Annotated in this window: 9 protein-coding genes; 1 reads left to right on the top strand and 8 read right to left on the bottom strand. The window is 70.2% G+C overall.

Features of this window, described 5'->3' with window-relative positions:
* Nucleotides 1-77 precede the first annotated feature (77 nt).
* From ligD to ATM97_RS29400, 6 genes are all read right to left on the bottom strand, one after another.
* A complete protein-coding gene (gene ligD, locus ATM97_RS29425; protein ID WP_218721457.1) occupies nt 78-1,037 on the bottom strand; it encodes a non-homologous end-joining DNA ligase in 960 nt (319 codons plus the stop codon).
* A gap of 63 nt (nt 1,038-1,100) precedes the next feature.
* Nucleotides 1,101-3,269: an MMPL family transporter gene (locus ATM97_RS29420; protein ID WP_218721456.1), complete on the bottom strand. Its 2,169-nt coding sequence runs from the start codon at nt 3,267-3,269 to the stop codon at nt 1,101-1,103.
* Between the two features lie 28 nt (nt 3,270-3,297).
* The gene (locus ATM97_RS29415) at nt 3,298-3,741 is read right to left on the bottom strand and encodes an EXLDI protein (protein WP_218721455.1); all 444 of its coding nucleotides are present in this window, start codon (nt 3,739-3,741) and stop codon (nt 3,298-3,300) included.
* A gap of 215 nt (nt 3,742-3,956) precedes the next feature.
* Complete coding sequence (locus tag ATM97_RS29410) at nt 3,957-4,346, bottom strand: hypothetical protein (protein ID WP_255588603.1); 390 nt, start codon at nt 4,344-4,346, stop codon at nt 3,957-3,959.
* 64 nt (nt 4,347-4,410) lie between these two features.
* Nucleotides 4,411-5,514, bottom strand: coding sequence for an acetylserotonin O-methyltransferase (locus ATM97_RS29405; RefSeq protein WP_255588602.1), 1,104 nt, complete (start codon nt 5,512-5,514; stop codon nt 4,411-4,413).
* 106 nt (nt 5,515-5,620) lie between these two features.
* On the bottom strand, nt 5,621-7,744 hold the full coding sequence (locus ATM97_RS29400; protein ID WP_255588601.1) for an ATP-dependent DNA helicase RecQ: 2,124 nt from the start codon (nt 7,742-7,744) through the stop codon (nt 5,621-5,623).
* Nucleotides 7,745-8,020: 276 nt separating this feature from the next.
* Here ATM97_RS29400 and ATM97_RS29395 point away from each other — a divergent pair, with 276 nt between their 5' ends.
* Nucleotides 8,021-8,503: a hypothetical protein gene (locus ATM97_RS29395; RefSeq protein ID WP_218721454.1), complete on the top strand. Its 483-nt coding sequence runs from the start codon at nt 8,021-8,023 to the stop codon at nt 8,501-8,503.
* A gap of 1 nt (nt 8,504) precedes the next feature.
* Here ATM97_RS29395 and ATM97_RS29390 read toward each other — a convergent pair whose 3' ends face one another.
* Both ATM97_RS29390 and ATM97_RS29385 read right to left on the bottom strand, forming a co-directional pair.
* On the bottom strand, nt 8,505-9,716 hold the full coding sequence (locus ATM97_RS29390) for an RtcB family protein (RefSeq protein WP_218721453.1): 1,212 nt from the start codon (nt 9,714-9,716) through the stop codon (nt 8,505-8,507).
* Between the two features lie 99 nt (nt 9,717-9,815).
* A complete protein-coding gene (locus tag ATM97_RS29385) occupies nt 9,816-10,691 on the bottom strand; it encodes a ribokinase (protein WP_218721452.1) in 876 nt (291 codons plus the stop codon).
* Nucleotides 10,692-10,868 lie beyond the last annotated feature (177 nt).

Genomic DNA, 10,868 nt, shown 5'->3' with positions numbered 1-10,868 from the left:
GTGTCGGAATCCGATTCTTCCCTCTCCGGCGCGACGGTGCCGCCCCGCCCCGGGTTCGCCGGATCACCGGGGCACGGTCACGGTTCGTCGAGGTCGACGGGCTCGTCGACGCCGTGCCGGTCGGCCAGGTCGAGCAGCGGGGTGATGTCGAAGACCGCGTCGTCCATCTCGGCCTGGATGTCACCGAGCTCGGCATAGCGGGCCGGAACGGTCGCGATGGTGAAATCGCGCGGGTGGATGTCGCCGATCTCGCTCCAGCGCACCGGGGTCGACACCGTCGCCGCGGGCACACCGCGCACCGAGTACGCGGCGGCGATGGTGTGATCGCGCGCGTTCTGGTTGTAGTCGACGAACAGCTGGGCCGGATCACGGTCCTTGCGCCACCAGGCGGTCGTCACGTCGGCGGGCGCGCGCCGCTGCACCTCCTGGGCGAAGGCCAGGGCGGCCCGGCGCACCTGCTTGAATCCGTGCTCGGGCGCGATCCGCACGTAGACGTGCAGCCCCGATCCGCCGGAGGTCTTGGGCCAGCCGACCGCCCCCAGCTCGTCGAGCACCTCGTGCACCACCCCGGCGACCCGCTGCACCCGCGACCACGGGCAGTCCGGCATGGGATCGAGGTCGATGCGCCACTCGTCGGGGGACTCGGTGTCGCTCGCCCGCGAGTTCCAGGGATGGAACTCCACCGTGGACATCTGCACCGCCCAGATCACGTCGGCGAGCGCGTGGACGCAGAGTTCGTCGGCGTGCCTGCCGTAGCGCGGGAAGTACACCCGCACCGTCGAGATCCAGTCCGGCGCGCCGCCGGGCAGCCGCTTCTGATGCACCTTCCCGCCGGGCAGACCCTTGGGGAACCGGTGCAGCATGCACGGCCGGTCCCGCAGCGCGTTGACGATGCCGTCACCCACGCTCAGGTAGTACCGCGCCAGGTCGAGCTTGGTCGCGCCGAGCTCGGGGAAGTACACCCGGTCCGGATTGCTGACCCGCACCGTGTGCTCACCCACCGGTAGCTCGACCGCCGGTGTCGCAGACTTGGCCACACGCGCAACGATAGACGAGCAGGCCCGCTCCCGAGGGGGAGCGGACCTGCGGCGCCTGGCGTGTCAGGGGCGCTGACGCGCCGGTGGCGTGTAGTAGCTCTCGGCGTAGGAGTACTCGGCCCAGCGGGGTGAGCGCTCCTCGTCGCTGTCGCCGCCGTGGCCCGGCCACCAGGCCCGGCGGCCCAGCAGCGCGGTGACCGCCGGGGTGAAGAACAGCGCCATGACGAAGGCCGCGATCGCGATGCCCACCGAGATGGCGAAGCCCATCTGCGACAGGGAGCTGTTGCCCGCCAGCATCATCGAGGCGAAGGTGCCCGCCAGGATGAGGCCCGCCGCGGCCACCGTCGGCCCGGTGTGGCGCACCGCCAGCGCCGCCGCCTCGCGGGGCGTGTGGCCCTCGCGGGATTCCTCCCGCAGCCGGGCGACCATCAGGATGTTGTAGTCGGTGCCCAGGGCCACCACGAACAGGTACATGATCACCGGCAGCGTGAAGATCAGCCCGTGCTCGCCCTGGATCCGCTGGAACACCAGCACCGTCGCGCCCAGCGTCGCGGCGAAGCCGAGAAACACCGAGGCCATCAGGTACCAGGGGGCGACGAGGCTGCGCAGCAGCAACGCCAGCACCAGCATGATCAGGACGGCGGCCACCGGGAACACGATCCGGTAGTCGTGGTTCATCGCGTCCTCGAAGTCGACGAACACCGCCGTCATGCCGCCGACCGCCGCCGTGGCGCCCGCCGGTGCCGCCTGGTGGGCGACCTCGCGCAGCGGCCCGGCCACCGTGTCGAGCGCGGCATCGGATTCCGGCGCGTTCGCCAGCGTCACCTGGAAGTTCGCGATCGTGCCGTCCGCCGACAGCTGCGGCGTGCCGACCTGACCGACGCCGTCGACCCCGGTCAGCGCCGTGCGGTAACTCGCGAGCTGGTCCTCGGCCAGCGGCGCGGCCGACTGCAACAGCACCTCCGAGGGCTGGGTGGCTCCGGCCGGCATGCCCTCGAGCAGCTCGGTGGTGAACGTCACCGACTCCGAGGCATCGGTGGTCGAGCCCGAGCTCAGATCAAAGGTCGGATTGAAACCGAAGGCGAACACGCCCAGCACCACCAGCACACCGCCGGAGGCGACGGCGAATACGCCGGGCCGCCTGCCCATCGCCGCGCCGATCGCGCCGAACCGGGCGCCCTTGGGCTCCACTTGCCAGGCCTTCGACGGCCAGAACACCTTGGTGCCCAACAGCGAGACGATCGCGGGCACCAGCGTGAGCCCGGCCAGCAGCGCTACCGCGACCGCGATCGCCAGTGCCGGTCCCAGCGCCCGGAACATCCCGAGGCTCGACAGGGTCAGCGCCATGAACGCGATGATCACCGCGGCCGCCGCCGACGTGATGGCCTCGCCGACCCGCGCGACGGCATTGACCATGGCGGTCTTCGGATCGTCGCCCGCCCGCAGCCGTTCCCGGTACCGGAACATCAGGAACAGGATGTAGTCGGTGCCCACACCGAACAGCACCACCAGCAGGATCGAGTTCACCGAGGTATCGATCTCGAGGTCGAAGGCCTCGGCCGCCATGGCGATCAGGCCACCGACGGTGCTCGAGATGGCGCCGATGGTGACCACCGGCAGCAGCGCGATGACCGGACTGCGGAAGATGATCAGCAGCAACACCAGGATCAGCACGATCGTGGCGATGCCGATGATCGCCATGCCCTTCTCACCCTGCTCGGTCTGGTCCAGAGTCTGCGCCGCCGTGCCGGTGATGCCCGCCTTGAGACCGGTGCCCTCGACCTGCTCCTTCAGGTGCTCGCGCAGACTCTTCACCGCCTCGCCCTGGGTCTTGTCCGCCGCGTCGGTCAGCTTGGTCATCCGCACCGCGATGACCTGGACCAGGCGATTCTCCGAGGGCGGTGTCACCTGGAGGCCGGTGACGCCCTTGATGTCGCGGGCTGTGAGCGCGCCGGCCGCGGCGGCGATCGTGGCCGAGTCGGTCTCGGTCAGCGGGCCGCCGTCCGCGCGGACCGCCACGATCAGCGCGGCCGGTGCGGCATTCTGCGGGAAGGCCTGTTCCTGCAGCTTCATCGCCTGGATCGACTCGTAATGCGAGGGCAGGAAGGCGGATTGGTCGGTCGTCGCGGTGAGCGCGGGTGCCGTGGACAGCACGGCGACGATCGCGATCACCCACAACCCGATCACTTTCCACGGATGGTGGACGACGACGCGCCCCAGTCTGGCGAACATGATGGAGGTCCTTTCCGGGCCAGGTGGGTCAGACGTCGAGGTCTTGGGTCCGCGGATGCCGCGCGCGGTCGGCGATCGTCTCGTGGACCTTCGGCGGCACCAGCGCGCGCAGCGCGTCGAGCGAGTCGACGACCTCGACGGTGAAATCGCCCCAGTTCTGCTCGCCGATCATCGAGCGCCAGTCCTTCCAGTCCTTGGTCCAGTGCTCGGCAAGCGCATAGTCCGCCCACTCGGAGGTCTGGGTGTGCACCACGTAGTTGCCCTTGCGGGTGAGGTACACGCGAATGGTGTCGACGCTCTTCTTGCTCACCTGCCGCGACTCGCCGACCTTGCGCCCGGTGAAGCGCTGGAAGCGGCCGCCCCCGGGGCCGACCTTGACGGTGATCGGGCCGAATCCGTCGGCGTCGGGCTTGGTGGTGTCGGGCTTGGTGGTGTCGACGGTGGCGGGCGTCGGGTGCGTCTCGGTGGTCATCGGTCGCTCCATTTCAATATGTGCATGCGCATATGGGCATGGGTATTCGAGCGGCGAGCCCCTGTTCCGGCTCGTCGTCGCTGGTCTGTGTGCAGTTGTGCGGCGACTGTGTGTCCCGCCCGACTCACTATAAGTAGATGTATACGTATATCGCAAGGGTCAAAAAAAGTCCGCACGGATCGACCCCGTGCGGACCGCGGATCGGCGGCTCGGAACTACAGCTCGTACACGCCGAACGCCCGGTTCTGGATGCACATCGGCATCACGTGGACCCGGTCGGTCCATTCGAATTTGGCTGCGGCCTCGACGGTTCCGCGCTCGTCGACGCACACGCTCGCGGTGCCCGGCATGGTCAGCGGGTTCAGCACGGCCAGCGGAATGCCCGCGTGGATGCCGCTGTAGAGGCCACCGCTGAAGCACAGCGGGGTGATCGCGATGCCGCGCTGCGCGCTCTCCCGGTCGGCCGCGGCCTGCGCGCCCGGCACGCCGGAGCAGTCGAGGGGGTTCTCGTTCGACGCCTGGGCGGGAACGGTCAAGAGGGTGAATCCGGCCGCACAGCCCGCGGCGACGGCCATCAGGGATCGAGCAAATGAGGTCCTGGTCATAGCCGCATTGAAGCACTCGTGGCGGGTCGCACACACAATCGGCGGCGGCGTGTCGACCCGCCAGTCACCGGGGACGGGCCTCCAGCACGCAGTCCGGCGCCGCCGTCTGGACTGTTCGCTCCAGGGTGAAGCCGCTGCGCGCCAGCAGCGCGCGGAACTCGGCCTCGGTGCGTTCGTGGCCGCCCTCGGTGTTCACCAGCATCTCCAGGTCGATGAATTTCCCCGGGTGCGGCCGCCGATGCTCGGGCAGCACCAGCTCGAGCAGCAGCAATGTCGAGGTCGGACGCATGCCGGCGCGCACGGTGCGCAGGATCTGCTCGGCCTGGGCGTCGGACCAGTCGTGCACGATGTGTTTGAGCAGGTAGACGTCGCCGCCCTGCGGGACCTCCGCGAAGAACGAGCCGCTCTCGACCGCGCAGCGCTGCCCCAGCCCCGCGGCCGCGAGGTCGGCGGCAAGGTCCTCGACCACATTCGGCAGATCGAACACGATGCCCCGAGCCGCCGGATACCGGCCGAGGAGCTCGATGAGCAGACTGCCGCGCCCGCCGCCCACATCGACGAGGGTGCCGAACCGGCTGAAGTCGTAGGCGGCGAGCAGGGGCTCGATCGCCAACGTGCTCACGCTGGTCATGGCGTTGTCGAACAACTCGCCGACCTCGCGGTTCACCGCCGCGTACTCGAAGAAGCTCGCTCCGTCCAAGGCCCGACCGACGGCTTCGCCGCTGCGCACCGCGTCGGTGAGATGAGACCAGTGGTTGCGGTGGTACGGCGAGCCGAAGAACCGCGACAGATCACGCAGCGTCACCTCGGCGTCGCTGCGCAGCGCGTCGCCGATCCGGGTCAGCGCGTAGGTGCCGTCGCGCCGCTGGGCGAAGAGGTCGTAACTCACCAGCAGCCGCATCAGCCTGCGCAGCCCGTCTTCGTCGGCCTCGACCGCGCGCGCCAGCTCGGCCGCCGTGCGCGGGCCCCGGGCCAGTTCGTCGGCGATCCCGAGTTCGGCGGCGGCGCTGATGGCCTGGGACAGAAAGCCGGCGACCTGGAACTCCAGCAGGGCGATGTGGCCGGGAACCAGTTTCCGTTGCAGCGCGCCGAGCGCGTCCCGCAACCGATCGATCGCGCGGATCACGGGCAGCGGAGGGAGCTTCTTCGGTGCTGTGGACGCCATCATGACCCCATCGTCGGCCGGTTGACCTGCACGTACGGACAGAGCTTACGGGAGCAGGGGTGACCAGGGACAGGGATTGCGCGCCCGGCCGATCGGGTGCCGAGGTGGCTCAGGTCGGCGTGGCCAGGGCGAACGGCAGGACCGCGTCCGCGCCGCTGGTGCGCAGGGCGTGGGCGGCGACGGTCATGGTCCAACCGGTGTCGGTGAGAGTGTCCACCAGCAGGATCGGGCCGTCGACGCCGGACAGATCGGGGACCTCCCACGAGTCGAACAGCCCCGCTACCCGGTGCGCGGAATTCGCCGCCGACACCGGCGGCCGATCCGGCCTCGTGGGCAAGGTGCCGAGGTTGTCGAGCCTGCCGACCTGCGCGAGCCGCGCGGCCAGACTCGTGGTGAGCTGCGGATAGCGCGGCGATTCCAGCGCCAGCACCGAGGTCGGCCGGGTGGCCCAGTTCCAGTCGCGCAGGACGGCGATGCACGCGTCGAAGACGGCGTCGGGCACCGGGGCATCGGGTCCGTCGAGCAGCGCGCGCAGCCGCTGACCCCAGCCGAGGTCGGTGAGCCTGCCCAGCACCCGACCGGTGTCGGCGGCACCGGTGATCTTGCCCGACAACGGGATTCCCAGTTTCGCCATGCCGGTCGGCCACTGCTTGCGCGGTGCCAGATCGAGCCCGGGCCGGTCCAGCCTGGCCCTGGTGGCGGCGACAGCGGCCGCGTCGACGGTGGTGTCGGGGCGGGCGCCGGTGCAGTTGTCACAGCGTCCGCAATCGGGGGTCGCGGCGTCGAGGGCGGCCAAGCCGGGATCGTCGAGCTGACGGCGCAGGAAGGTCATCCGGCAGGCGGTGGTCGCCTGGTAGTCGATCATCGCCTGCTGCTCGGTGTCGCGGGCGGCGGCCAGGCGTTCGTAGCGCTCGGTGTCATAGGTCCACGGCTCGCCGGTGGACAGCCAGCCGCCCCGTACCCGCCGGACCGCGCCGTCCACGTCGAGCACCTTCAGCACCATCTCCAGGCGCGACCGGTTCAGCTCGACCAGCGGTTCCAGCGCCACCGTCGACATCGGCCGATCGGTGTCCAGGGCGGCCAGTACCGCGCGCACGATGTGCTCGCGCGGGAACGCCACCGAGGCGAAGTAGCTCCAGATCCGCGCGTCCTCCGCGCCCGGCAGCAACACCACCTCGGCGCGATCGGTGCCACGCCCCGCACGCCCGACCTGCTGGTAATAGGCGATCGGGGAGGACGGCGCGCCCACGTGCACCACGAAGCCGAGATCGGGCTTGTCGAAGCCCATGCCCAACGCCGACGTCGCGATCAGTGCCTTCACCTCGTTGTTCAGCAGCGCGCCCTCGAGCACCTCGCGTTCGGCCGGGTCGGTCTGGCCGGTATAGGCGGCGACGGTGTGACCGTGCGAATTCAGCACGTCGGCCAGGTCGTGCGCGGCGGCGACCGTGAGGCAGTAGATGATGCCCGAGCCGGGCAGCCGGTCCAGTTGGGCGCCCAGCCAGGCCGTGCGCTGCACCGCGTCGTCGAAGCGCACCACCGACAGGTGCAGCGACTCGCGGTCCAGCGTGCCCCGCAGCACCAGGGTGTCGGTGCCGATCTGGCCCGCCACGTCGGTGACCACGCGATCGTTGGCCGTCGCGGTGGTCGCCAGGACCGGCACATCCGAGCCGAGATCGGCGATCAGCGTCCGGATGCGGCGGTAGTCGGGCCGGAAGTCGTGGCCCCAGTCCGAGACACAGTGCGCCTCATCGATCACGACCAGCCCCGCGTCGGCGGCCAGCCGGGGCAGCACCTGATCGCGAAAGTCCGGATTGTTCAACCGCTCCGGGCTCACCAGCAGCACGTCGACCGCGCCGTCGGCCACCCGCTGATGGATCTCGTCCCACTCGGTGACATTGCCCGAGTTGATCGTGTCGGCCACCACCCCGGCCCGCTCCGCGGCGGCCACCTGATTGCGCATCAACGCCAGCAGCGGCGACACGATCACCGTCGGCCCCCGCCCCGCGCGCCGCAACAGCTTCGCCGCGATGAAATACACCGCCGACTTGCCCCAGCCGGTCCGTTGCACCACCAGCGCCCGGCGGCGTTGCACCACCAGCGCCTCGATCGCGACCCACTGGTCCTCCCGTAACCGCGCCTGCGGCCCGGCGAGCTCCCGCAACAACTCCTCCGCGCGTTCGCGCAGGTCGGGAGCCGTCAGGTCGAGCACGTCGTTGCCGGTCGCTGAGGTCATGGGCACCATGCTGCCCGACCCCACCGACAGACACGATCGGCAGTACGAGCTTTCCGCCGCTCCGCGTTTCCGGCCGGAGCCAGGTGCGTCGGGCGGTGTCCGGGCGGCCATCGGAGGGGCGGTGGCTCGGCGCGCCCGTCCCCGGGGAGTCGCCCATGCCCGTGCGCGATCAGTCGGCGCGACCACGGGACTGGTGAGGGGTATCGCGTTCCTTCGGCGAAATGCCCGCTGAGGGAGGAGAATAGGGCGCGACACCGGACTCTGCCGGAGGGCTGCATGGCGAACAGATTCGATCCGCCTACGGGCTGGACGCCGCCCGGGTCGCAGTTCCGGACGAATTCGGGGGCGTCGCGCACCGTGGCGGGCGCGTTCCTCGCGCTGATCGTCACCCCGCTCGGGATGACCTTGGCGGCGCACGGTGCGCTGGACACCAGCCGGTGGGTGATCCTGGGCGATGCCGCCGACCGGTTCGGCTCGACCCTGCAGATCATCGGGGGCGCACTGCTGTTGTTGCTGGTCAGCGCGCTGGCCGGGTTCACGCCGATCGCGACGATCCTGGCCGGGCTGGTGTGGGGCGTGCTGCCGGGCCTGGTCTACTTCGTCTCGCCGGAGAGCACCTGGCGGATGGTGGGGGATCTGCCGCTGATGACCGACGAGCTGCACATCGCGCTCAACGCGTGGATCACCAGCGGCTTCACCTTCGTCCTCGGGCTGCTGCTCGTCGGCGCGGGGGTGGCGGGCACCCTGCGCCGACGATGACTCAGCCCTTCACGCAGAGGACCTGACGCAGCGTCGCCACCACGTCGACCAGGTCGGCCTGCGCCGCGATCACCTCGTCGATGTCCTTGTACGCGGCCGGGATCTCGTCGACCACGCCCGCGTCCTTGCGCGATTCCACGCCCTCGGTCTGAGCGACCAGATCGGCGACCGTGAACTGCTTCTTGGCCGCGGTCCGGCTCAACCGCCGTCCCGCGCCGTGCGAGGCCGACTGGAACGAGGCCGGATTCCCCTTGCCCCGCACCACATACGACCGCGTCCCCATCGATCCGGGGATCAACGCCAGGTCACCCGCGCCCGCCCGCACCGCGCCCTTCCGGGTCACCAGCATCGGCACACCGTCGATGACCTCCTCGGCCACATAGTTGTGGTGGCAGGAGATCGGCTCGTCGAACCGCACCTCGCGATCGGCGAATTCGTCGCGCACCGCCCGGCACACCAGCGACAGCATCACCGCGCGGTTGCGCGCGGCGTACTCCTGCGCCCAGGTCAGGTCGCGCCGGTACGCGGCCATCTCCGGCGTCCCGGCCAGGAACACCGCCAGATCCCGATCCGGCAGCGACTGATTGTGCGGCAGCGCCCGCGCCACCGCCATGTGCCGTTCGGCCAGCTCCTTGCCGATATTGCGCGACCCGGAGTGCAGCAGAATCCACACGGCGTCGTCCTGATCGAGGCAGACCTCGATGAAGTGATTGCCGCCGCCGAGCGAGCCGATCTGCTTGTGCGCCTTGGACTCCAGCGACGACACCCCTGGGTGCAGATCACCGAACTCGCGCCAGAACCGGTCCCAGCCCTTCGTCCGTGCCGACTGTCCGTGCGAACCGGCATGCAGCGCAGCGACGTTCACCGCCTCCTTGTGCGCGTTGAACCCCACCGGCACCGCCCGCTCGATCCGGGATCGCAGGGAACGCAGATCATCGGGCAGATCCGCGGCGGTCAGCCCGGTCTTGACGCTCTCCATCCCGCACCCGATATCGACACCCACCGCGGCGGGCGCGACCGCGTCCCGCATGGCGATGACCGATCCCACCGTCGCGCCTTTGCCCAGGTGCACATCCGGCATCACGCGCAGTCCGTACACCCACTCCAGCTCGGCGATATTGCGGAGCTGGCGCAGCGCCGACTGCTCGATCTCGTGCTCGTTGGCCCACATGAGCGTCTGCGCCCTGGTACCGCGCAGCTCGACGGGAAACATGGTTCGGTCCTCTCCTCGGTGTACTACCAACGGTAGGACCGCGGCGGCGGCATCGCACCTGAATATCGGGCGCTCAGGCGGTGCCGGGGAGCGAGCGGGTCAGTCCGTCGCGAGCGCGTGTTCGATCCGGGCGCGGTCCGGAATCGACGAGCTGGCGCCGAGCCTGGTGGTCGCCACTGCGCCGGCGGCATTGGCCCAGGTCACTGCCGCTCGCGGGCCCTTCGGCCAGGTGGCGACGAGGGCGCCGGTGAAGGCGTCGCCGGCGCCGGTGGTGTCGACGACGTCGACGGTGCGTCCGGCGACCGCGAACTGGGGGCCCTCGGCTGATCGATACAGCGCACCGTCGCCGCCGAGCGTGCGGACCACGTGCGGAATCCGGTCGAGGTCGGCCGAATATCGTTCGGACTCGAGCGAATTCACGATCGCCAGGTCGACGTCGGCCCATAGTGCGGCGGGCAGCGGCTGTACCGGCGAGGGATTGAGCACGACGACCGTGTCCGCGGCGTGCGCGTGCCGGGCGGCCGCGGCCACGGTGGCGAGGGGAATCTCCAGCTGGCACAGCAGAATGTCGGCGTCCGCGATCGCCGCGAGCTCGTCCGCGGTCAAGTCGGTCACCCGCCCGTTCGCGCCCGCGACCACGATGATGCTGTTCTCGCCGGACTCGTCGACCACGATCGTGGCCACCCCGCTCGACCCGTCGACAGTGCGTAGCAGGGTGGTGTCGACACCGGCGTCGGACAGCGTCGATCGCAGCGTGGCACCGAACGCGTCGTCTCCTGTCGCGCCGAGGAAGCGCACCCGCGCGCCTGATCTGGCCGCCGCGATGGCTTGATTCGCGCCCTTGCCGCCCGGCACTGTCGCGAAGCCGGACCCGAGGACGGTCTCGCCTGGTGCGGGGCGCTGCGGCGTGGTCGTGACCAGATCCATGTTGACGCTGCCCAGCACGACGACGGTGGGTGCGGCGCAGCGGTGCATCCGACGAATCTAGCGGTGCGGGCACCGTCGGCGCGGGTTTCGGGCGGCTCGCGCGCCGATCGACCGGTGACCTGTGGACAAGTCCCCCCGCCGCCAAAACCTGTGGACAACTCGGTCTCGCCGCCGGTAGGAGGCGTATTCCGGGGTCCGGGTGGCGTCGAGGCGGACCGGCGGCCT

Origin of the sequence: Nocardia sp. MH4 (assembly GCF_019266065.1) — a bacterium.
Lineage (GTDB): Bacteria > Actinomycetota > Actinomycetes > Mycobacteriales > Mycobacteriaceae > Nocardia > Nocardia canadensis.
Note: the sequence above shows the minus strand (reverse complement) of the source record. Positions and strands in the feature narration are given on the sequence as shown.